21 protein-coding genes are annotated in these 22142 nt (G+C 73.2%); 10 read left to right on the forward strand and 11 right to left on the reverse strand.

The window, feature by feature from the left end; translation table 11 throughout:
- The first annotated feature begins 120 nt into the window (after nt 1-120).
- Nucleotides 121-744 carry a TetR/AcrR family transcriptional regulator gene (locus tag B6R96_RS11490; protein WP_053174721.1) on the forward strand — a complete coding sequence of 208 codons (624 nt, stop codon included), beginning with the start codon at nt 121-123 and terminating at the stop codon, nt 742-744.
- Nucleotides 745-836: 92 nt separating this feature from the next.
- Here B6R96_RS11490 and B6R96_RS11495 read toward each other — a convergent pair whose 3' ends face one another.
- The 4 genes from B6R96_RS11495 to B6R96_RS11510 form a co-directional block, all read right to left on the reverse strand.
- Nucleotides 837-2537: an acyl-CoA mutase large subunit family protein gene (locus B6R96_RS11495; RefSeq protein ID WP_030386900.1), complete on the reverse strand. Its 1701-nt coding sequence runs from the start codon at nt 2535-2537 to the stop codon at nt 837-839.
- A gap of 98 nt (nt 2538-2635) precedes the next feature.
- Entirely contained in the window at nt 2636-2965 is a 330-nt protein-coding gene (locus B6R96_RS11500) for a DUF3817 domain-containing protein (RefSeq protein WP_030386901.1), read from the reverse strand.
- A 65-nt stretch (nt 2966-3030) separates the two neighbouring features.
- Nucleotides 3031-3537, reverse strand: coding sequence for a MarR family winged helix-turn-helix transcriptional regulator (locus tag B6R96_RS11505; RefSeq protein WP_030386902.1), 507 nt, complete (start codon nt 3535-3537; stop codon nt 3031-3033).
- 21 nt (nt 3538-3558) lie between these two features.
- The gene (locus B6R96_RS11510; protein WP_107475496.1) at nt 3559-4815 is read right to left on the reverse strand and encodes an MFS transporter; all 1257 of its coding nucleotides are present in this window, start codon (nt 4813-4815) and stop codon (nt 3559-3561) included.
- A gap of 127 nt (nt 4816-4942) precedes the next feature.
- Here B6R96_RS11510 and B6R96_RS11515 point away from each other — a divergent pair, with 127 nt between their 5' ends.
- Nucleotides 4943-5938 carry an ArsR/SmtB family transcription factor gene (locus B6R96_RS11515; RefSeq protein ID WP_030386904.1) on the forward strand — a complete coding sequence of 332 codons (996 nt, stop codon included), beginning with the start codon at nt 4943-4945 and terminating at the stop codon, nt 5936-5938.
- A gap of 427 nt (nt 5939-6365) precedes the next feature.
- Nucleotides 6366-8072: an RICIN domain-containing protein gene (locus B6R96_RS11520; protein ID WP_081522410.1), complete on the forward strand. Its 1707-nt coding sequence runs from the start codon at nt 6366-6368 to the stop codon at nt 8070-8072.
- A 33-nt stretch (nt 8073-8105) separates the two neighbouring features.
- Here the strand turns inward: B6R96_RS11520 and B6R96_RS11525 are convergent, their stop codons facing one another.
- The 5 genes from B6R96_RS11525 to B6R96_RS11545 all read right to left on the reverse strand — a co-directional run bounded on the left by B6R96_RS11525 (nt 8106) and on the right by B6R96_RS11545 (nt 10934).
- Nucleotides 8106-8735 carry a TetR/AcrR family transcriptional regulator gene (locus B6R96_RS11525; RefSeq protein WP_030386906.1) on the reverse strand — a complete coding sequence of 210 codons (630 nt, stop codon included), beginning with the start codon at nt 8733-8735 and terminating at the stop codon, nt 8106-8108.
- The gene (locus B6R96_RS11530) at nt 8732-9421 is read right to left on the reverse strand and encodes a DUF4166 domain-containing protein (RefSeq protein WP_081522411.1); all 690 of its coding nucleotides are present in this window, start codon (nt 9419-9421) and stop codon (nt 8732-8734) included. Before B6R96_RS11530 ends, B6R96_RS11525 begins: the two co-directional genes overlap by 4 nt.
- A complete protein-coding gene (locus B6R96_RS11535) occupies nt 9418-10116 on the reverse strand; it encodes a hypothetical protein (RefSeq protein ID WP_081525066.1) in 699 nt (232 codons plus the stop codon). Before B6R96_RS11535 ends, B6R96_RS11530 begins: the two co-directional genes overlap by 4 nt.
- Before the next feature lie 180 nt (nt 10117-10296).
- A complete protein-coding gene (locus B6R96_RS11540) occupies nt 10297-10593 on the reverse strand; it encodes an MTH1187 family thiamine-binding protein (protein ID WP_030386909.1) in 297 nt (98 codons plus the stop codon).
- On the reverse strand, nt 10590-10934 hold the full coding sequence (locus tag B6R96_RS11545; RefSeq protein ID WP_030386910.1) for a DUF3817 domain-containing protein: 345 nt from the start codon (nt 10932-10934) through the stop codon (nt 10590-10592). Before B6R96_RS11545 ends, B6R96_RS11540 begins: the two co-directional genes overlap by 4 nt.
- A gap of 197 nt (nt 10935-11131) precedes the next feature.
- On the opposite strand from B6R96_RS11545, the gene B6R96_RS11550 reads away from it, so the two are divergent.
- The 5 genes from B6R96_RS11550 (at nt 11132) to B6R96_RS11570 (ending at nt 14486) form a co-directional block, all read left to right on the forward strand.
- Nucleotides 11132-11770, forward strand: coding sequence for an AIM24 family protein (locus B6R96_RS11550; protein WP_030386911.1), 639 nt, complete (start codon nt 11132-11134; stop codon nt 11768-11770).
- The gene (locus tag B6R96_RS11555; RefSeq protein ID WP_030386912.1) at nt 11770-12420 is read left to right on the forward strand and encodes an AIM24 family protein; all 651 of its coding nucleotides are present in this window, start codon (nt 11770-11772) and stop codon (nt 12418-12420) included. Before B6R96_RS11550 ends, B6R96_RS11555 begins: the two co-directional genes overlap by 1 nt.
- 11 nt (nt 12421-12431) lie before the next feature.
- Nucleotides 12432-13235 (forward strand): AIM24 family protein, encoded by an 804-nt coding sequence (locus tag B6R96_RS11560; protein WP_030386913.1) that lies wholly within the window; start codon nt 12432-12434, stop codon nt 13233-13235.
- 65 nt (nt 13236-13300) lie between these two features.
- On the forward strand, nt 13301-13777 hold the full coding sequence (locus tag B6R96_RS11565) for a MarR family winged helix-turn-helix transcriptional regulator (RefSeq protein WP_053705318.1): 477 nt from the start codon (nt 13301-13303) through the stop codon (nt 13775-13777).
- 121 nt (nt 13778-13898) lie between these two features.
- The gene (locus tag B6R96_RS11570; protein WP_081522412.1) at nt 13899-14486 is read left to right on the forward strand and encodes a PepSY domain-containing protein; all 588 of its coding nucleotides are present in this window, start codon (nt 13899-13901) and stop codon (nt 14484-14486) included.
- Nucleotides 14487-14550: 64 nt separating this feature from the next.
- On the opposite strand, the gene meaB is transcribed toward B6R96_RS11570, so the two are convergent.
- Both meaB and B6R96_RS11580 read right to left on the reverse strand, forming a co-directional pair.
- Nucleotides 14551-15513, reverse strand: coding sequence for a methylmalonyl Co-A mutase-associated GTPase MeaB (meaB, locus tag B6R96_RS11575; protein ID WP_030386916.1), 963 nt, complete (start codon nt 15511-15513; stop codon nt 14551-14553).
- A 102-nt stretch (nt 15514-15615) separates the two neighbouring features.
- Nucleotides 15616-16815 (reverse strand): acetyl-CoA C-acetyltransferase, encoded by a 1200-nt coding sequence (locus B6R96_RS11580; protein WP_030386917.1) that lies wholly within the window; start codon nt 16813-16815, stop codon nt 15616-15618.
- Between the two features lie 135 nt (nt 16816-16950).
- Here B6R96_RS11580 and mce point away from each other — a divergent pair, with 135 nt between their 5' ends.
- A complete protein-coding gene (gene mce, locus B6R96_RS11585; protein WP_030386918.1) occupies nt 16951-17379 on the forward strand; it encodes a methylmalonyl-CoA epimerase in 429 nt (142 codons plus the stop codon).
- Nucleotides 17380-17572: 193 nt separating this feature from the next.
- Nucleotides 17573-22129: a polarized growth protein Scy gene (gene scy, locus B6R96_RS11590; protein ID WP_081522413.1), complete on the forward strand. Its 4557-nt coding sequence runs from the start codon at nt 17573-17575 to the stop codon at nt 22127-22129.
- The last annotated feature ends 13 nt before the right edge of the window (nt 22130-22142 follow it).

Consider the following 22142-nt stretch of genomic DNA (forward strand, 5'->3'; position numbering starts at 1 on the left):
GTTGTCGCTCTTACGCTACGAGCCGTAGCGTAACTCCCCCGGCGGCCCCGCGCTCCCCTTCCCGCCGCGTGATCTGAACCACAGCGGCCCGTTCGGCTACCGACGGGTATGGTCTCGGCCATGCGCAACCCCAGCCCCGGCCGCACCGGTCGTCCCCGCAGTGCCGCCGCGGACGCCGCGATCCTCGCCGCGACCCGGGACGCGCTGGTGGAGCTGGGCTGGTCGAAGCTGACGATGGGGGACGTCTCCGCCCGTGCGGGGGTCGCCAAGACCACCCTCTACCGGCGCTGGGCGGGCAAGAACGAGCTGGTCGTGGACGCGGTGGCGGAGCTCTTCGACGCGCTCGAACTCCCGGACCGCGGCTCCCTGGAAGCCGATATCGAGTACGTGGTCCTCCAGTTCGCGGAGCTGCTGCGGCGCCCGGAGGCCCGTACCGCCCTGATGGCCGTCGTCGCCGAGTCCACCCGGGACGAGGCCCTGCGCGACCGGATCCGGTCGGCGATCGTGGACCGGCAGAAACGTCTCGTCGTACTGGGCCGCGAGCGGGCCCAGGCCCGCGGGGAACTCCCCTACGAGGAGGACGAGTCGCTCGCGGGCCGCACCACGGACCTGATCTTCGACGTGATCGCGGGCACGGTGGTCCACCGCGCCCTGGTGAGCTCCGAGCCGGTGGACGAGCTCTGGGTGGCCGCCTTCACTGCGCTGCTGATGCACGGCCTGCAAGGTCCGGCCGCCGCGCTCTGACGCCGCCCCGGCCCGGGTTCCGGGCAAACGGCGACGGCCGGTCACCGCGCCGCCCGCACGGGGACGCGATGACCGGCCGCGGACGCGCCGGATCAGAAGCCGGGCGGCTCGGTGTAGGTGCCCCACTCGTCGCGCAGGACGTTGCAGATCTCGCCCATCGTGGCCTCGGCCCGCACCGCGTCCAGCATGGCCGGAATCATGTTCGACCCGTCCCGGGCGGCGTCCAGCATGGCCTTCAGCGCCGCGTCCACCCCGGCGTCGTCGCGCCGGGCCTTGCGGGCCGCGAGCTCCCGCACCTGGACGGTCTCGACCTCGTGGCTGACCCGGAGGATCTCCAGGTCGCCGGTGACGGACCCGTGGTGCACATTGACGCCGACGACGCGCTTGTCGCCCTTCTCCAGGGAGCGCTGGTACTGGAAGGCCGACTCGGCGATCTCCCCGGTGAACCATCCGTCCTCGATGCCGCGCAGGATGCCCGAGGTGATCGGCCCGATGGGGTGCTGCCCGTCCGGGTGGGCGCGCAGGCCGCGCTCCTTGATCTGGTCGAAGATCTTCTCGGCCTCGGCCTCGATGCGGTCGGTGAGCTGCTCCACGAACCAGGAACCGCCCAGCGGGTCCGCCACGTTGGCGACGCCGGTCTCCTCCATCAGCACCTGCTGCGTGCGCAGGGCGATCTCGGCCGCCTGCTCGCTCGGCAGGGCGAGGGTCTCGTCCAGGGCGTTGGTGTGCAGGGAGTTCGTACCGCCGAGCACGGCCGCGAGGGCCTCCACGGCGGTGCGCACGACGTTGTTGTACGGCTGCTGCGCGGTCAGCGAGACGCCGGCGGTCTGGGTGTGGAAGCGCAGCCACATGGACTTGTCGCTCTTCGCCCCGTAGACCTCCTTCATCCAGCGGGCCCAGATCCGGCGCGCGGCGCGGAACTTGGCGATCTCCTCGAAGAAGTCGAGGTGCGCGTCGAAGAAGAAGGAGAGGCCGGGCGCGAAGGCGTCGACGTCCATGCCGCGCGACAGGCCGAGTTCCACGTAGCCGAAGCCGTCGGCGAGGGTGTACGCGAGCTCCTGCGCGGCCGTGGCTCCGGCCTCGCGGATGTGGTAGCCGGATACGGACAGCGGCTTGTAGGCCGGGATGCCCTTCGTGCAGTACTCCATGAGGTCGCCGATGAGGCGCAGGTGCGGCTCGGGTTCGAAGAGCCACTCCTTCTGGGCGATGTACTCCTTGAAGATGTCGGTCTGGAGCGTGCCGTTGAGGACGGCGGGGTCCACGCCCTGCCGCTCGGCGGCGACCAGGTACATGCAGAAGGCGGGTACGGCCGGGCCCGAGATCGTCATCGAGGTCGTGACGTCGCCGAGCGGGATGTCCTTGAAGAGGACCTCCATGTCGGCGGCGGAGTCGATGGCGACCCCGCAGTGCCCGACCTCTCCGAGCGAGCGGGGGTCGTCGGAGTCGCGTCCCATGAGGGTCGGCATGTCGAAGGCCACGGAGAGCCCGCCGCCGCCGGCGGCCAGGATCATCTTGTAGCGCTCGTTGGTCTGCTCGGCGTTCCCGAAGCCGGCGAACTGCCGGATCGTCCAGGTCCGCCCGCGGTATCCGGTGGCGTGGAGCCCGCGGGTGTACGGGTACTCGCCCGGCCACCCGATGCGCTCGAATCCCTCGTACGCGTCGCCGGGCCGGGGCCCGTAGACCGGTTCGACGGCATCGCCGGAGAGCGTGGTGAAGTCTGCCTCGCGCTTGCGGGCCTTGTCATAACGGGCCTGCCAGCGACGGCGGCCCTCCTCGATGGCGTCAGCGTCCATACCCATGAATTTACTAGGACGTCCTAGTAAATGTCGATGGCAAACCCCCGGTCAGTCGCCCCGGGGGTGGGTGACGCTCGCCTCGTACGCGGAGCCGATCAGGCCTTGGCGGTCGCGAGCGAGTCGTTGACCAGCGGCTCGACCTCGGCGCGCACCTTGCGCTCGACGAAGAAGGCGGCCAGCGGAATCGTGCCGCTGATCATGACCCAGAGCATCTTGCCGAAGGGCCACCTGGCCTTGGAGCTCAGGTCGAGGGCGAAGGCCAGGTAGATCATGAAGAGCACACCGTGGGCCTGCGAGACCACGAAGGTCAGGTCGGCGCCGGTGTCGAAGCCGTACTTCGCCACCATGCAGGCACAGAGGATCAGGAGCATGACCGCGGTCACGTAGGCCATGGCGCGGTAGCGGGTCAGCACGCTTCGTTTCATGCCGACGAGCCTAGCCCTCCGTTTTACTCGATCTTGACGCGCCCCCGGGGCCGGGACGCCGTCCCCTACTCGTCGAAGTCCGCCGCGGCCACCCGCAGCGGGCGCAGCAGCGCGAAGATCTCCCCGCACTCCTCGGCGTCGTACGCGCCGAGGCCGAAGTCGACGGCCATGAGGTCCTTCGTCGCGGCCTCGACGACCTCGCGGCCCTTGTCCGTGATGGAGGCGAGGGTGCCGCGCCCGTCGTTCGGGTTGGGCCGCTTGGCGACCAGTCCGGACTTCACCAGCCGGTCCACGGTGTTGGTCACCGATGTCGGGTGGACCATCAGCCGCTCACCGATCTTCGACATCGGCAGTTCGCCGGCCTTGGAGAAGGTGAGCAGCACCAGCGCCTCGTACCGGGCGAAGGTCAGGCCGTACGGCTTGACGACCGCGTCGACCTCGCCGAGCAGGATCTGGTGCGCGCGCATGATCGAGGTGATCGCGGCCATCGAGGGCACGGGCCCCCAGCGCTGCTGCCAGAGCTCGTCGGCGCGGGCGATGGGGTCGAAGGGAAGGCTGAGCGGCTTGGGCACGCCTTCGACCCTACCGGGAGGTCACTTTGCGGCGGGGGCCGTCTCACCCTTCAGTCGGTTCTCCTGCCGGACGGCGGCCCGGAGTTCGGCCAGGAGCAGCACGACGACCCCGGTGCCGAGGATGCCGGATCCGGTCACCACCGCGTGGACCGGGAGGAATTCGGCGGCGAGGCCGGCCAGCGCCATGCCGACCCCCTGGAGGGTCATCAGTCCGGTGCTGAGCAGGGTCATCGCCCGCCCGCGCAGCTCGTCGGGCACGGCGTCGACGTACCACTGGTCCAGGCCGAGGGTGTAGGCGTGGGCCAGCCCCGCGAGCAGCAGCGCGGCGAGGACCGTGCCCACCCCGGGCCGGACGGCGAAGAGCAGCAGCGGCAGCAGGCCGGCGGCGGCGAGCGGGACCACGATGCGCGACCGCGTCCGGGCGGTGAGGGCCGAGCCGGCCCAGAGCTCCCCGGCGATGGTGCCGACGGGCATGGCGCACATCATCAGCCCGAGGGCGGCGGTGCCCACGCCGATGCCGTCCGCGTACGGGGCGAGCAGCGCCTCGGGCACGACGAGGAAGACGGGCGGCAGCCAGAAGAGCAGCATCAGCGCGCGCAGCCGCCGCCGGCCGAGGACGGCGCGCAGTCCGGCGAGCGGGGAGGTACGGGCGCCACCGCGGGCGGGCCGGCTGCGGGTGCCCAGTCGCAGCAGGAGCGCGGAGCCGAGGAACCCGGCGGCGGTGAGGGCGATGGCCCCGCGCGGCGCGAGCACGGTGAGCAGCAGCCCGCCGAGGCCGAAGCCGATGAGCTGGGCGCTCTGGGCCACCATGCGCAGCAGCGAGCGGCCCAGGACGAAGGTGTCGCCGACGCCGAGGACGTCGGAGAGGGAGGCGTTGCGCGTGCCCTGGAACAGCGGGGCCACGAAGGCCATCGCGCAGCGCAGGACGAGGAGTACGGCGACCGGCGTGCCCGGCAGCACCATGGCCGCCGCACAGAGCGCGCAGAGGAGGTCGCAGGAGACGAGGACCCGGCGGGCGGGGTGGCGGTCGGCGATCCCGGCGAGCAGGGTGCCGCCGAGGACATAGGGGAGGAAGCCGAGGGCGAAGGTGAGCGCGCTCATCAGGGGCGAGCCGGTGGCGCGGAAGACGAGGACGGACAGCGAGATCTCGGCGACGACCACGCCGAACACGGACAGCAGGTGGGCGGCGAAGACGGGCCGGAACTCCCGGACCCGGAACACGGAACGGTAGCCCGGTGGCGGTGCGGACCGCCCGGGCGCCTGGATGTCGGCTGGCATGGGCCCAGCGTCGCGGGCGGGGGTGCCGCGCCCCAGAGATTCGCCTGTGGCCGAATGTTGCGGCAGAGTGCCCGGTGTCCGGGGCACGTCCCGGCGATCGGGACGTGGGAGCGGGAAGGGCGCCGCCATGGGGTTGCACCACTACTTCGGGCACGAGGACCTGCTGCGGTGCCGGTTCGCGCTGTCGCCCGCGTGGGAGACGCAGGAGGCGGTCCGCACCCTGAACCGCCCGGACCGGCAGGGCTACCACCTGCCCTGGCTGCGGCGGATCCGCGCCGCGGCCGACGGCCTGGACCTGCGGCCGCTGTGGCTGCTGATGCCGAACCGGGGGCACAGTACGGACTTCATCAGCCCGCCGCCGAGCGGACCGGGGGTCTCCTTCGAGGAGGAGATCGCACTGATCCGCGCGGCCGATCCGGCCGCGGCCCGCGAGGACATGCGCAAGTCGCTGGCCTGCACGCCGGGCGCCCTCGACAGCGACCTGGGCCGCTCCCTGCTCGCCGATCCGGCGCGGGCCGTGCGCGAGCTGGCCGATCTGCTGGAGCGGGCCTGGAGCGTCCTGATCGAGCCCCACTGGCCGCGGCTGCGGGCCCTGCTGGAGGCGGACGTCCTGTTCCACTCGCGCCGGCTGGCCGACGGCGGGCTCCAGTCGCTCTTCGACGGCCTGCATCCGGACCTCTCCTGGGACGCCCCCTCCCTCACCCTGACCATCGAGCGCCGCAGCCACCACGAGCGGGTCCTGGGCGGCCGGGGACTGCTCCTGATGCCGAGCGCCTTCGTCTGGCCGCAGATCGCGGGCGGCTTCGACCCGCCCTGGCAGCCGACCGTCGTCTACCCGGCCCGCGGTATCGGCGCCCTGTGGACGCCGGTCGGGCAGGACACCCCGGCCGCGCTCGGGCGCTTGCTGGGCCGGGCCCGGGCCGATGTGCTGTGCGCGCTGGAGGAGCCGGCCTCGACCACGGCACTGGCCCACCGGCTCGGCCTGGCCCCGTCCACGGTCTCCGCGCATCTGGGGGTCCTGCACGCGGCGGGGCTGCTCATCTCGGCCCGCCACGGCCACCAGGTGCGCTACGAGCGGACCCCGCTGGCGATCGCGCTCACCACGGGCGACGCGGCCGGCTGAACGCCCCGCGGGGTGCGTCGCGCCAGCCGGGACCCGCCGGCCGGGACCCGGTGGCCCGACTGCGCCCCGGAGTTGGCCCGGCCGCGCGAGGGAATGACGCGGAACCGGCCATTCCCACCCATCGGGGGCGGGGCGTCCCCCTGTGTCCGCCCCACCCCCGGGGCTCCCGGCCCCGAACCCGACCGGGCGGCCACCTCGGCCGCCTTCCCCGCGGCCCACGGTCGCTCCACACGCTCCCCGCGCCGCTTTCCGGACACCCGGGGAGCTCGGCTGTGGACGGTCGCGGGCCCTCGGTGTTCGCTGGGCCGGTCCGGGGCACAGGTTGCCCCGCGGCGGACCCGTCCGGCCCGGCCGGGAGGGGTCCGCGCAGGTCACCGGGTACGCACAGAGCGGACAACCCGGTTGTCCGCGGACACCAGGGGGAGACATGGGGAAGGCAGGTCGTCCACAGGGGGCGCTGAAGGGGGCGACGGACGAGGCGAACGCGCTCGCCCGGTTCCTGCGGACGATGACCGACTCGCTGACGGTCCGTGAGCTGGCCGAGCGCTACGGCGGCGGCAAGACCCTGTGGGGCGAGTACCGCTGCGGCGCGCGGATCATCCCGCTCGGCCGGCTCAACACGGTCCTGCGGGACCGGGTACGCGATCCGCGCGGGCGCCTCGCCATGCTGGAGCAGGCCCGCCGGCTGCACGACGCCGCACTGACGGCGGAAGTGGAACTCGGCCCGGCACCCGCCCTCGACGAGGCGCTGCGGCGCGCGGAGCAGGACCTCGCCGGGTCGGGCGAACTGGTGAGCCGGCTGCTCGCCATCATCACCATGCTGCTGCGGGTGCCGGCGGCTCCGGCCGCCGCGGCGGCGCAGGACCCCGGGCGGGTGCGCGGGCACCTCGACGAGGCCCTGGACCAGCTGGACACGGCCCGGACCGTGCAGTCGGCGGCCGAGGGGGCCTGCGCGGACGCGCGGGCGGAGTCCGCCGCCGACACCGGACCGGCGGCCACCGCGGGTCCCCGGCTGTCGCTCGCGCTGGCCCTGGTGGGCAGTGCGCTGGACCACCGGCGGTCGGAGGCCGTGCGGCTGTGGCAGGAGATACGCGAGGACGGCCTCGACCGGTGGGCCGAACCGGACGGGCCCAACGGGCCGGACGGGCCCGTTGAGGGGGTGGTCCTGGAGCGCGTGGACACCCGGTCCACGGCTGCGGTCACCGTGTCGGACCCGGCACCCGGCACCCCGGACGCGACCGAGGTGCTTCCTGCCACGGGCTCCCGCGCGCTCGGCCCGCGCCCGCGGCGGCCGGCCGCGGGGCGGGAGCGGAGGCTGCCGCTGGTCGCCCTGGTCACGGCCGCCCTGTTCGGCATCACCACCGTCACCGCCGCCGCGGTGGTCGTCCTCCTCACCCGGCAGTACGCCACCGCATCGGCCGCGGGTACGGCGCCGCGCGCGGACGCGTCCCCGGGACCGGTCCCGGTGCCCGCCCCGGCGGGCTCCTCCCCCGGGCCCTCGCCGTCGGCCCCGACACCGCCGCCGCCGACGACGACCGCGACGCCGCCGCCCGGCCCCACCGCACCCGGGGCGGCGGACGGCGTGCCGCGCCCTTCCGCGCCCGCGCCCTCCGGGCCCGCCCCGGCGCCGTCCGCGCCCTCCCCGTCCGCGCCCCCGGCCGGGACGGGCGACCCGAAGGGCCCGCCCACGCTGCCGGACGGGCTGTTCCGGCTCACCAACACGGGCAGCAGGATGTGCCTGTCCGCCGACCGCGGCAGCACCGTGCCCTCGGGGGGACTCGTACAGACCGGCTGCGGGGCGGACTCCGACCAGTTCTGGAAGCTCACCGCCGAATCCACCGGCCCCGAGGGGACCGTCTACGCGCTCCGCAACCTGCACAGCGGGCTGTGCCTGTCGGTCGACGCGGCCCGCACCGCCGACGACGCCCTCGTCACCCAGTACCTGTGCGGGGACGAGGACGGCCTCTTCCCCGACCAGTTCTGGACCTTCCGCTACAACGCCCCGCACCGGGCCTGGCACCTGGTCAACCGCAACAGCGGCAAGTGCGTCTCGGTCCGCCCCGACGCCGGGAACAACGACCAGGCCCTGCAGGCGTCCTGCACCGCCCAGCCCTGGCTGCTCTGGCGGACGTAGGCCCCGCCGGCCGCGGCCGGCCGGCGGGCCGGGTCAGCGGGTGCCGCGCCGCAGGCCGTGCCGGACCACGCGCTGGCTCAGGGAGCCGAGGCCCTCCAGCACCGCGGCCAGCCCGGCGAGTTGTTCCAGCGCGTCGAGCGCGCTGCCGGCGCCCTGCGGGTCCACCCCCTCGTACAGCTCGATGCCGATGAAGGAGGCGGCCGTGGCCCGGGCCAGCCCCGCCGGGTCGGCGTACCCGGCCAGCGGGGTCGCCGACAGCAGCCGGGTGAGGACCTCCTCCAGCTCCCGGATCCACAGCCCGAGCCCGTCGGCGGTGGCGGCGGCGAGGACGGGCGAGGTCTGACCGGCGGCCAGCAGCTGGCCGAGCAGGGCCACGTTCCCGGCGGCCCGCTCCTCCTCGTGCATGGAGCGGGCGAACTCCATCAGTTCGGCGAGGCTGCCCAGGGCGGCGAGCCGCTCGCGGTAGCGGGCCACCCGCTGCTCGGCACCGAACCGGCAGGCCGCGGCGAGCAGCTCGTCCACGGAGCCGAAGTGGTAGAAGATCAGCCCCTGTCCCACCCCGGCGGTGGCCGCGATGGTGCGGGCGGAGGCCTTGGCGACGCCCTGCTCGACCACGGTGCGCAGGGCCCCTTCGAGGAGCTTCTCCTTGGTGGCGGCGCTCATGCCCGGACCTCCTCGCGGACGGGCCGCAGGTCGCCGTGGCGTCCCGTCGCCCACCGGTCGCGGGCGTCGATGTACTCCGCGGTGAAGGAGCCCTCGTAGCCGAAGAGCGGGCCGAAGCGCCGGTTGACCACGCGGACCCGGATCCGGAAGCGGCCGGTGGCCTCGTCGAAGGACTCGCGGACCTCGGCCTCGCCGCCGATCAGGTCGGGGACGCGGACGTCGACGGGGCCCTCGCGGAAGCGGTGTTCGCCGGAGCGGATGAGCAGCGAGCCGTCGGGCTCGGCGCTCATGTGCAGGTCACTGGCGAGGTGCTGGTGGGTGCCGAGGTAGTCGAGGACGCAGTCGCGCTCGGGGCTGTGGACCATCGTGGCGTCGAAGCGGTGGGGTCCGCCGGGCAGCCGGAAGGTCCGTACGAAGGTGACGGTCTCGCGCCCGAAGGAGTCGAGGTAGGGGAGGTTCTCGATGACGAAGGGGACGTCGCGGCCCTCGCGCGGCACCAGGATGTTGCGCAGGCCCCCGAGCCGCAGGAAGGGCTTCACATAGCCCGGGCCGTGCCATATCCGCTCCATGGTGCCGCGGCCGATGCAGCCCTCGCCGCTCGTCAGGCCGACCGAGAAGCGGCGCTGGATCTGCGGGTGCAGGCGGTCGAAGTCGGCGCCCATGTGGGCGCGGAAGATGGAGGTCATGACGGCTCCAGGGTGCTGAGCAGGCGGGGGGCGCGGGCGGGCGTGCGGCCGGGCGGGGTGCGCAGGCAGCGGCGGGCGGCCGGGGTCCCGGGCAGCGGGGGCAGCAGCACGGCGGCGGCCACGACGAACAGGGCGGCCGGCAGCGGCGCGTACAGCAGGGCGGCCGCGCAGAGCAGTGCGCGCAGGGCGCTCTCGCCGATCGCTCGGGCGAGGGCGCGGCCCGGGGTGGTCCCGCGCTCGCACCACAGCCGCAGCCGGTCGAAGGACCAGGCGGTGGCCCAGCCCATGAGCGGGCGGAACACCAGGCGGTCGGCGAGGGCGCCGAAGCGGCCCCAGCGCGGGCGGTAGTCGTAGCCGGTGAGGAAGCGGATCCCGTCGGGGCCGGGGACGTAGCGCCAGTAGCCGCTGCCCTCGGCGAGCAGCGACAGGGGGTGTTCCGAGGCGGACCGCAGCGCGGAGACCCGGGTCCCGTCGGCGCGGTGGCGTTCCCCGGCGGAGATGCCGGTCCCGTCGACGGAGACGAACGGCAGCACGCGGGTCGCGTACCGGAACCGCTGGGGTTCGCCCTCGGCGCGCGGGAGGTAGCCGATGGAGGTGAACCGCAGGTCCCACCGCTGGTGCTGCGCCGGGTCCTGGCTGCGTTCCCAGAGCTCGTCCATGCCGGCCCGGATGCGCGTCTCGACGTACAGGCCCATCTCCACCCCCCCGTTTCAGGTGTTGAGCGATCGCTCAAACGGCACCCTAGGTGAATTTGAGCGATCGCTCAAGCCGCTGCGGCCGGGCGCCGGGCACACGAAAGCGCCCCCGGCCGGGTGGCCGGGGGCGCTGGGGGCGCTGGGGGAAATGCCGGTGGAACGGGAGCCGGTGAGGGGGCCTCAGCCCTCGGCGAGGTGCCGCTCCACCGTCTCGACCTTCGAGGTGATCCCGTCGTGGACCCCGGGGCGGATGTCGGCCTTCAGGATGAAGGAGACGCGCGGCGCCCGCTCCTCGACGGCCGCCACCGCACGCCGGACCACGTCCATGACCTCGTCCCAAGGTCCTTCGACGGTGGTGAACATCGCGTCGGTGCGGTTCGGCAGCCCGGACTCGCGGACCACCCGGACCGCGTCGGCGACGTACTCGCCGACCTCTTCGCCGACCCCGAGCGGGGTCACGGAGAACGCGACGATCATGCGCCGGCCGCCTCGCGCGCACGGGCCGCGATCACGCTGTCGCCCTCTTCGCGCTTGAGGAGCTTGTCGCCGTACAGCCCGCCGAAGGGCACCAGTGCCAGCACGAAGAACAGCAGGGCCTTCTTGAAGGGCCACTTCGCCTTGTTCCACACGTCCAGCAGGAAGACCGCGTACAGGACGAACAGGATCCCGTGGATGGCACCGAGCGGCATCATCAGGTAGTCGATGTCCGAGACCCGGCTCAGCAGCGAGCCGAAGATCAGCAGGGCCGGGAACGACAGCGCCTCCGGGACGGAGACGAGGCGGAGCCGGTGCAGGGCGGAGGCGGTCTTGATGTCCACGTGGAACCTTCGGGGTGGAGGCCAGGGTCCCTCCCAGTGTCTCAGCCGCTTTACGGGATCTTGGCCCGGCCCCTCCCCCGCCGGCGCCCGGACGGGGGTCCGGCAGCGCGACGGCATCGCCCCCTTATCGCCCGGGTGTGGCATATATCGGCCACAGGGCCCTGTTCGGGGTCGCCCGCTGCCGATAACGTCTTCCCGTGGCTCAGTTCCGACTCCAAGGCAGCAAGGTGCTGGCCGTCGACCTGACCGGGGATGCCGTGAAAGCGAAGAACGGCTCCATGGTCGCGTACGACGGGCAGATGGCCTTCAAGAAGATGTCCGGCGGTGGCGAAGGCCTCCGCGGCATGGTGACCCGCCGGCTGACCGGCGAACAGATGACGGTGATGGAGGTGCAGGGGCACGGCACGTGCTTCTTCGCCGACCGCGCAAGTGAGATCAATCTGGTCAACCTGCACGGCGAGAAGCTCTATGTCGAGTCCAGCAACCTGCTGTGCACCGACGCCGGTCTGCGCACCGGCACCACCTTCACCGGCCTGCGCGGCGCGACGACGGGCAACGGCCTGTTCACCACGACCGTCGAGGGTTCGGGCCAGGCCGCGATCATGTCCGACGGTCCGGCCGTGGTGCTGCGCGTGAGCGCCCAGTACCCGCTCTCCGTCGACCCCGGCGCGTACATCGCGCACACGGGCAACCTCCAGCAGTCCTTCCAGTCCGGTGTGAACTTCCGCACACTCATCGGCGAGGGCTCCGGCGAGGCGTTCCAGATCCGCTTCGAGGGCGAGGGCCTGGTCTACGTGCAGCCCAGCGAGCGCAACACCGTCGGGGGCGACATCTGATGCCGTTCCGCGAGATCAACTCGAAGATGGTCGAGGCCCAGGTCGTCCCGGGTCAGAAGATGTACAGCCAGCGCGGCGCGATGCTCGCGTACCGCGGCGAGGTCTCCTTCACCCCGAGCCTGACCGGTGGTCAGGGCGGGGTCATGGGCATGATCGGGCGCCGGGTGGCGAACGAGCAGACCCCGCTGATGACGGTCGAGGGCAGCGGCACCGTGATGTTCGGCCACGGCGGCCACCACATCCAGGTCATCAACCTGTCCGGCGAGACCCTCTACGTCGAGGCCGACCGGCTGCTCGCCTTCGACGGCACCCTCCAGCAGGGCACGATGTTCATGGGCTCCCAGGGCGGGGTCATGGGCATGGTCCGCGGCCAGGTGACCGGGCAGGGCCTGTTCACCACCACCCTCAAGGGCCACGGCTCGGTCGCGGTGATGGCCCACGGCGGGGTCATCGAGCTGCCGATCACCCCCCAGCGCCCGATCCACGTGGACCCGCAGGCGTACGTCGCCCACCACGGCGACGTGCGCAACAAGCTCTCCACCGCGCTCGGCTGGCGGGACATGGTGGGCCGCGGCTCGGGCGAGGCGTTCCAGCTGGAGCTGTCCGGCCAGGGCGCGGTGTACGTACAGGCCTCCGAGGAGAAGCTGTGAACTTTGGCCCCGTGACCGGCGGACCGGGCGGCCCGACGGTCTTCGACCCGTACACGCTGCCCTCCGACGACAACGTGAACGCGTACACCTTCTGCGTGGAGCTCAAGGGGAGCCAGTGGTTCCTGCAGAAGGGCAAGATGATCTCGTACTACGGGCACATCGAGTTCAACGGCATCGGCAACGGGCGCTTCGACCGCCTGCTGCGCACCAGCTTCCACTCGCCGCTGCACGCCAGCGACTGGGTGGTGGCCGAGGGCTCGGGCAAGATGCTGCTGGCCGACCGGGCCTTCGACGTGAACTCGTACGACCTGGACAACGGCAATCTGACGATCCGTTCGGGCAACCTGCTCGCGTACCAACCCTCGCTCGCCCTGAAGCAGTCGATCGTGCCGGGCTTCCTGACGCTGATCGGAACCGGGAAGTTCGTGGCGGCGTCCAACGGACCGGTGGTGTTCATGGAACCGCCGCTGCGCGTGGACCCGCAGGCGCTGGTGGGCTGGGCGGACTGCCCCTCGCCGTGCCACCACTACGACCACGGCTACATGACGGGCGTGATGGGCGGACTGCGTTCGCTGACCGGCATCGGGGGCAGCTCCGGCGAGGAGCACCAGTTCGAGTTCGTCGGTGCGGGCACGGTGCTGCTGCAGTCGTCGGAGATGCTGATGGCGGAGCAGGCGATCGGCGCGGTCGGCGCCAACGCGGCCACGGGCAACGCGCAGGGCGTCCCGGGGGCCGGCCAGGGCCCGATGGGGCAGCTGGGCGTGCCGCGGATGCCGGGACAGCTGGGTGATCTCCAGCGCCGACTCGGACTGTGACCTGCCAGACCTCCGAAATTTTGTACGTAATTCAACTTTTTAGGTAGAGTTCATTCATGGAGACCATGGAGACCGAGACGGCCACGCGCTGGCTGACCGACGCCGAGCAGTGCGCCTGGCGCACCCACCTGGACGTCAGCAGACTGCTGATGCACCAGCTGGAAAAGGATCTCCAGCCCTTCGGACTCACCAACAACGACTACGAGATCCTCGTGAACCTCTCGGAGTCGCCGGACCACCGGCTGCGGATGAGCGACCTGGCGACCGCCACGCTCCAGTCCAAGAGCCGGCTGTCCCACCAGATCACCCGCATGGAGACGGCGGGCCTGGTACGCCGGGTGAACTGCGAGTCCGACCGCCGCGGCCTGTACGCGGTGCTCACGGACGAGGGCATGGAGACGATGCGACGGGTCGCCCCGCACCACGTGGCATCCGTCCGCCAGCACTTCATCGACCTGCTGCCGCCGGAGGCCCTGGCGGCGCTGCGCTCCTCGCTGGCCCCGGTGGCCGAGCACCTGCGCGACAACCGCGGCAAGGTCTGAGGCCGCCGCCGTCCGGGGTGCGCGCTCTCGTCGCGCCCCGGGCGGCGATCGGCCCGACAATGGCTGGGAACGCTCGCTGCCGGCCCCGTGCCCGTCGGGCCGGCCTGAGGAGGTCCAGCGTATGAAGCGCAACGTGTTCGTCACCGCAGCCGTGTCCGTGACCCTGCTGGTCGCGGGACCCGTCGCCACCAGTGCCGCCGCGGCGTCCGCCGACACGGCGAGAACCGCCCCCGCGGCCGCGGCCCGGGCGGACGTCACGGCCGAGCAGGCCGTGGCCGCCGCCCTCAAGGACTACCCCGGCGTCGTCGAGTCCCTCGACAGGGACGGCAACGTCTGGCACGTGGACGTGATCACCAAGGACGGCAAGGGCCACGCCGAGCTGGAGGTCGACGCCGCCACGGGCAAGGTCACCCGCGAGAACGTGGACACCGACGAGAACCCGAGCGAGCACAAGGACCTGCTCGCGGCCAAGGTCACCGCGGAACAGGCCGCCAAGGCCGCCGTGGCGGCCCACCCGGGCACGGTGTGGACCGTGGAATGGGACTCCGACGACGACAACGGCCAGACCGCCTACTGGCACGTCGAGGTGCGCGGCTCCGACGGCAAGACCTGGGACGGATCCGTGGACGCCACGACCGGCAAGGTCACCGCGCAGTCCGACTCGGACTCGGACTCCGATTCGGACTCGGACTCCGACCAGAACAACTGACGCCCCCGGCCCGGCCCCGGCAGCGACGCCGCACGCGCCCTGCCGGGGCCGGCCCGCGCCCGGCCTAGGCCTCCGTCAGGGTCGCCAGCAGTGCGTCCGCCGCCGCGTACGGGTCCAGCTCGCCCACGGCCACCCGCGCGGCCAGCGCGTCCAGGTGGGCGTCACCGTGCAGGTCCGCCATCCGCGCCCGCAGCGCCGTCACGGCGATCGTCTCGACCTCCCGGGCCGCCCGGGCCGCCCGGCGCTGCGCCAGTACCCCGCGCTCGTCCATCCACGCCCGGTGCTTCTCCAGCGCCTCGACCAGCTCGTCGATGCCCTGGCCGCGGGCCGCGACCGTCTTCACGATCGGCGGCCGCCAGTCGTCCCGGCCCCGCGCCTCGCCCAGGCCCAGCATGTGGTTCAGCTCCCGGGCCGTCGCGTCCGCGCCGTCCCGGTCCGCCTTGTTGACCACGTACACGTCGCCGATCTCCAGGATGCCCGCCTTGGCGGCCTGGATGCCGTCGCCCATGCCGGGCGCCAGCAGCACCACCGAGGTGTCGGCCTGGGAGGCGATCTCCACCTCCGACTGCCCGACCCCGACCGTCTCGACGAGGATCACCTCGCAGCCGGCGGCGTCCAGCACCCGGATCGCCTGCGGGGCGGCCCAGGCGAGCCCTCCCAGGTGGCCCCGGGTGGCCATGGAGCGGATGTAGACCCCCGGGTCGGAGGCGTGGTCCGACATCCGCACCCGGTCGCCGAGCAGCGCGCCGCCCGAGAAGGGCGAGGACGGGTCCACGGCCAGGACGCCGACCCGCTTGCCGGCCTTGCGGTACGCGGACACGAGCGCCGAGGTCGAGGTCGACTTGCCGACACCCGGCGACCCCGTCAGCCCCACCACGTACGCCCCGCCCGTCAGCGGCGCCAGCGCGGCCATCACCTCGCGCAGCTGCGGGGACGCCCCCTCGACCAGCGAGATCAGCCGGGCCACCGCTCTCGGCCGGCCCTCACGGGCCTGGGCCACCAGCTGGGGGACGTCCACCGCCGTCATACGTGCTGCGCTCCTCGGTTCTCGTACGGGATGCGTGCGGGCCGCCAGGCCCGGGGAAAAGGGGCCGCCGGCCCCGTGTCGGGGCCGGCGGCCCGGCACTGCCTACTTGGCGACGCGGACGATCAGCGCGTCGCCCTGGCCGCCGCCGCCGCACAGGGCGGCCGCGCCGACGCCGCCGCCGCGGCGCTTGAGCTCCAGCGCCAGGTGCAGCACCACACGGGCTCCGGACATGCCGATCGGGTGGCCCAGGGCAATGGCGCCACCATTGACGTTCACCTTTTCCGGGGTCACGCCGAGGTCCTTCATTGACTGCACGGCGACCGCCGCGAAGGCCTCGTTGATCTCGATAAGGTCCAGGTCGGAGACCTGGAGGCCCTCCTTCTTCAGCGCGTGCAGGATCGCGTTCGACGGCTGCGACTGGAGGGAGTTGTCGGGGCCGGCCACGTTGCCGTGGGCGCCGATCTCGGCGATCCACTCCAGGCCGAGCTCCTCGGCCTTCGCCTTGCTCATCACGACCACGGCGGCCGCGCCGTCGCTGATCTGGGAGGAGGTGCCGGCGGTGATGGTGCCGTCCTTGGCGAAGGCCGGACGCAGCTTGCCGAGGGACTCCACCGTGGTCTCGGGGCGGATGCCCTCGTCCGACGAGAAGATGACCGGGTCGCCCTTGCGCTGCGGGATCTCCACGGGGACGATCTCGGCCTCGAAGACGCCGTTCTTCTGCGCGGCCGCGGCCCGCTGGTGCGAGGAGGCGGCGAATTCGTCCTGCGGGGCGCGCTCGATGCCCAGGCGGGTGTTGTGCTTCTCGGTGGACTCGCCCATCGCGATGTTCTCGAAGGCGTCGGTCAGGCCGTCGTAGGCCATCGCGTCCAGCATCTCGATGGCGCCGTACTTGAAGCCCTCGCGGGACTTGGGCAGCAGGTGCGGGGCGTTGGTCATGGACTCCTGACCGCCCGCGACCACGATGTCGAACTCCCCGGCGCGGATCAGCTGGTCGGCCAGCGCGATCGCGTCCAGACCCGAGAGACACACCTTGTTGATCGTGAGGGCGGGCACGTTCATCGGAATGCCGGCCTTGACCGCCGCCTGGCGGGCGGGGATCTGGCCCGCGCCGGCCTGCAGCACCTGGCCCATGATCACGTACTGCACCTGGTCGCCGGAGATCCCGGCCCGGTCCAGCGCGGACTTGATGGCGAAGCCGCCGAGGTCGGCACCCGAGAAGGACTTCAGCGAGCCGAGCAGCCGCCCCATGGGCGTGCGGGCCCCGGCGACGATCACAGAAGTGGTGTTGTTCGATCCGGACATGAGGCACAGCCCCTTGGATGAGGAGTGAACGAGGGTTTACGTGAATGTACTGGGCGGTACCGCAGCGGTCACCGGGCTGCCGGTGTGATCGCGCGCACGTTGCGTGACCACCCCCTTCAGGAGTGCACTGTCCCCATGCTGACAAGAATCGACCACATCGGGATCGCCTGCTTCGACCTGGACAAGACTGTCGAGTTCTACCGTGCCACGTACGGCTTCGAGGTGTTCCACTCCGAGGTCAACGAGGAGCAGGGTGTCCGCGAGGCCATGTTGAAGATCAACGAAACCTCGGACGGCGGCGCCTCCTACCTCCAGCTCCTGGAACCCACCCGCGAGGACTCCGCCGTGGGCAAGTGGCTGGCCAAGAACGGCGAGGGGGTCCACCACATCGCCTTCGGCACCGAGGACGTCCAGGGGGACTCGGAGGCCATCCGCGGCAAGGGCGTCCGGGTCCTCTACGACCAGCCCCGCACGGGCTCGATGGGCTCCTCGATCACCTTCCTGCACCCCAAGGACTGCCACGGCGTCCTCACCGAACTGGTCACCTCGAACCCCCAGCACTGATGGACCACTGATGGCCCGATTCCCCGGCCGGTAGAGTGGCCATGGCTCGGCCGGGGTTCGGTGCGGAAACGGGGTCGGGGCCTGTGACCCCTGCCCCGGTATCTGACACCATTCCCCCGGGGGCGTCGTTCAGCGGGCGAGCGATGCTCATTTGGGAGTGAGCTTGCGACCAGGGGACGGATGGGACCGCGCTGTGCGGGGCTACGAAAGCCAGGAGAGCCATCAGGCCGAGGCCGACCATCTCTCGCGCTTCGAGGCCGAGATGGAGCGGCTGAAGAAGGAGCGCGGGAAGGCCGTCCAGCACGCTGAGGACCTGGGATACCAGGTCGAGGTGCTGCGCGCCAAGCTTCACGAGGTACGACGCTCACTGGCGTCCCGCCCCGCCTACGACGGCGCGGACATGGGCTACCAGGCGGAGCAGCTGCTTCGCAATGCCCAGATCCAGGCCGACCAGATGCGCTCGGACGCCGAGCGCGAGCTGCGCGACGCCCGGGCGCAGACCCAGCGCATCCTCCAGGAGCACGCCGAGCACCAGGCGCGCCTGCAGGCCGAGCTGCACGCCGAGGCCGTCAACCGCCGCCAGCGCCTGGACCAGGAGCTGGGCGAACGGCGCCAGACCGTCGAGGCCCACGTCAATGAGAACGTGGCCTGGGCCGAGCAGTTGCGCGCCCGTACGGAGGCCCAGGCGCGCCGGCTCATGGAGGAGTCCCGCGCCGAGGCCGAGCAGGCCCTGAACGCCGCCCGCGCGGAAGCCGCCCGGGTCGCCGAGGAGACCCGGCGCCGGATGGCCGCGGACGCCGAGGCCGCCCGCGGGGAGGCCGAGGCAACTCTGCTGCGTGCCCGCAAGGAGGCCGAGCGGCTGCTGACCGCCGCCTCCGCGCAGGCCCAGGAGGCCACCGAGCACGCGGAGCGGCTGCGCTCCACCACCTCCGCCGAGGCCGAGCACACCCGGCAGCAGACCCTGGACCTCGGCCGGCTGGCCGAATCCCGTGTGCAGGAGGCCGATTCCGCGCTGCGCGAGGCCCGTGCCGAGGCCGAGAAGCTCCTCGCGGAGGCCAAGGAGAGCTCCACCCGGCAGCTGGCGTCGGCGGAGTCCGTCAACGAGCAGCGCACCCGCACCGCCAAGGAGCAGGTCGCCCGGCTGGTCGGCGAGGCCACCAAGGAGGCCGAGGCCCTCAAGGCGGAGGCCGAGCAGGCCCTGGCCGACGCCCGCGCGGAGGCCGAGCGGCTGCGCGCCGAGGCGGGCGACAGCGCCCGTACGGCCGCGGCCGAGGACATGGCGGCCCAGCTGGCGAAGGCCGCCCGTACGGCCGAGGACGTACTGAACAAGGCCTCGGAGGACGCCCGGGCCACCACCCGCGCCGCGTCCGAGGAGGCCGAGCGGATCCGCCGCGAGGCCGAGACCGAGGCCGACCGGCTGCGCCTGCAGGCGGCAACCACGGCCGACGAGCTCAAGGGCGCCGCGAAGGACGACACCGAGGAGTACCGGGCCCGCACGGTCGAGCTCCAGGAGGAGGCCCGGCGGCTGCGCGGCGAGGCCGAGCAGCTGCGCGCCGAGGCCGTCGCCGAGGGCGAGCGGATCCGCGGCGAGGCCCGCCGCGAGGCCGTCCAGCAGATCGAGGAGGCGGCCCGGACCGCCGAGGAACTGCTCGGCAAGGCCAAGGCGGACGCGGACGAGCTGCGCGGCGGGGCGACCGCCGAGAGCGAGCGGGTGCGCGCCGAGGCCGTGGAGCGGGCCGGCACCCTGCGCAAGCAGGCCGAGGAGACCCTGGAGCGGACCCGTACCGAGGCCGAGCGGCTGCGCGCCGAGGCCGAGGAACGCGCGGAGAGCGTACGGGCCGAGGCGGACGCCGCGGCGCTCGCCCGGCGCGAGGAGACCGAGCAGGCGCTGGCCGCCAAGCGCGCGGAGGCCGACGAGGAACTCGTACGGCTGCACACCGAGGCCGAGGGCCGGCTGACGACGGCCGAGCAGACGCTGCGCGACGCCCGCGCCGCGGCGGAGAACATCCGTCGGGAGACGACGGAGGAGAACGACCGGCTGCGTGCCGAGGCGGCGGAGCGGATCCGTACCCTCCAGACGCAGTCGGAGGCCGAGGCCGACCAGCTGCGCACCGACGCGGCCCAGGACGCTGGCCGGGTCCGCGCGGAGGCCGAGCAGTCCGCCGTGCGGCTGCGCGGCGAGGCCGAGGCCGAGGCGGAGCGGGTGCGCTCCGAGGCGCAGGAGACCGCGGACCGGCTGCGCGCGGAGGCGAAGGCCGCCGCCGAGCGGGTCGCCGAGGAGGCCGCGGAGGCGCTGGCCGCCGCCCAGGAGGAGGCCGCCCGGCGCCGCCGGGAGTCCGAGGAGACCCTTGCGTCGGCGCGGACCGACGCGGACAGCGAGCGGGCCCAGGCCCGCGAGCAGAGCGAGGAACTGCTGGCGCAGGCCCGCAAGCGCTCCGAGGAGGCGCAGGCCGAGGCGGTCTGGCTGACCGAGGAGGCCGAGCGGCGCGCGTCGGAGGTCGTGTCGGCGGCGGAGGCCACGGCCCAGCAGGTGCGGGACTCCGTGGCCGGGCTGCACGAGCAGGCCGAGGAGGAGATCGCCGGGCTGCGCAACGCCGCCGAGCACGCGGCGGAGCGTACGAAGTCGGAGGCCGAGGAAGAGGCCGGCCGGGTCCGCGGCGACGCCTACGCGGAGCGGGAGCGGGCCACCGAGGACGCCAACCGGGTCCGCAGCGAGGCGCGGGCCGAGACGGACGCGGCGAAGGCGCTGGCGGAGCGGACGGTCGGCGAGGCGATCGCCGAGGCGGAGCAGCTGCGCAGCGACACCGCCGAGTACGCCCAGCGGGTGCGTACGGAGGCCACGGACGCGCTGGCCGCCTCGGAGCGGGACGCGGCCCGGACCCGGGCCGACGCCCGGGACGACGCGAACCGCATCCGCGGCGAGGCGGCGGAGGCCCTGGAGACCGCCCGCGCCGAGGGCGCCCGGATCACGGCCGAGGCGGCCGCGGAGGCCGAGCGGCTCACCGAGGAGACCCGGGCGGCGAACGCGGCCACGGTCGCCGACGCCGAGGCGGAGGCCGCGCGGATCACCGCCGAGGCGGCGGAGGCCGCCGAGGCCACCCGCGCCGAGGCCGCGAACATCCTGGACGAGGCCCGGGCCGACGCCAACCGGCTGCGCACCGAGGCCGCGGAGCAGATCGACCGGCTCATCACCGAGGCTTCGGCGGAGGCCGACCGGCTCACCGAGGAGACCCGGGCGGCGAACGCGGCGACGGTCGGCGAGGCGGCTGCGGAGGCCGAGCGGCTCACCACCGCGGCGACCCGGCTCAAGGCGCAGGCGGCCGAGACGCTGGCGAGTGCCGAGCGCGACGCCGCGCGGATCATGGTCGACTCGCGTGCCGAGGGCGACCGGCTGATCGACGAGACCCGTGTGGCCAACGAGGCCACCGTCGGCGAGGCCGCGGCCGAGGCCGAGCGGCTGCGCGCCGAGGCGGCCCGGGAGCTGGACGACGCCCGTGCGGAGGGCGGCCGGATCATCGGCGAGGCCACCGCGGAGGCGGACCGGGTCACGGTCGCGGCGAACGAGACCCTGGCGGGCGCCGAGCGCGATGCCGAGCAGACGCTGGACGAGGCGCGCGCCGAGGCGAACCGGCTGCGCACCGAGGCGGCCGAGCAGGCGGACCGGCTCGTCACGGAGGCCGTGTCCGAGACGGAGAAGCTCACCGAGCAGACCCGCAAGGACAACGAGCGCACGGTCGGCGAGGCGGCCGCCGAAGCCGAGCGGCTGCGCGCGGAGGCGTCCGAGGCGCTGTCCTCGGCGCAGGAGCACGCGACCCGCACCCGGTCGGAGGCCGAGCGGGTCAAGGCGCAGGCGGCCGCCGAGGCGGAGCGCATCCGCAGCGGGGCGCGTACGGAGTCCGAGCGGCTGCTGGACGAGGCCCGCGAGGCGGCCAACAAGCGCCGCAGCGAGGCCGCGGAGCAGGTCGACCGGCTCATCACGGAGGCTTCCGCGGAGGCCGAGAAGCTGACGACCGACGCCCAGCAGCAGGCCCTCGCCGCCACCACGGCGGCCGAGGAGCAGGCCGACGCGATGGTCGACGCGGCCCGCAAGGAGGCCGTGCGGATCACCTCGGAGGCGACCGTCGAGGGCAACTCCCTGGTGGAGAAGGCCCGTACGGACGCAAACGAGCTGCTGGTGGGGGCGCGCAGCGATGCGGCTGCCATAAGAGAACGGGCGGAGGAGCTGCGCGGCCGCGTCGAGGGCGAGGTCGAGGAGCTGCACGAGCGGGCCCGCCGGGAGTCGGCCGAGCAGATGAAGTCGGCCGGCGAGCGCGTGGACAAGCTGGTGCGCGCGGCGACGGAGCAGAGCGTCGAGGCCGAGGCGAAGGCCAAGGAGCTGGTGTCGGACGCGAGCAGCGAGGCGAGCAAGGTGCGCATCGCCGCGGTCCGCAAGGCGGAGGCGCTGCTCAAGGAGGCCGAGCAGAAGAAGGCGGAGCTGGCCCGGGAGGCCGAGAGCGCGCTCGCGCAGGCCAAGGCGGAGGCCGAGCAGCTCGTCGACGAGGGTCGCCGCGAGCTGGAGGTGCTGGTGCGCCGTCGTGAGGACATTCAGGCCGAGATCTCCCGTGTCCAGGACGTTCTTGAGGCGTTGGAATCATTCGAGGCGCCTTCGGGCGGCGGAAAGCCGGCGGTCGGCGGTCAGGGCGCGGGGGGCGTGAAGGCCGGAGCGACAGCAGGTTCCACTCGTTCGGGTGGCAAGGCGTCGGACGGGTAGCCAAATGCCCAAC

This window comes from Streptomyces sp. Sge12 (genome assembly GCF_002080455.1).
Lineage (GTDB): Bacteria > Actinomycetota > Actinomycetes > Streptomycetales > Streptomycetaceae > Streptomyces.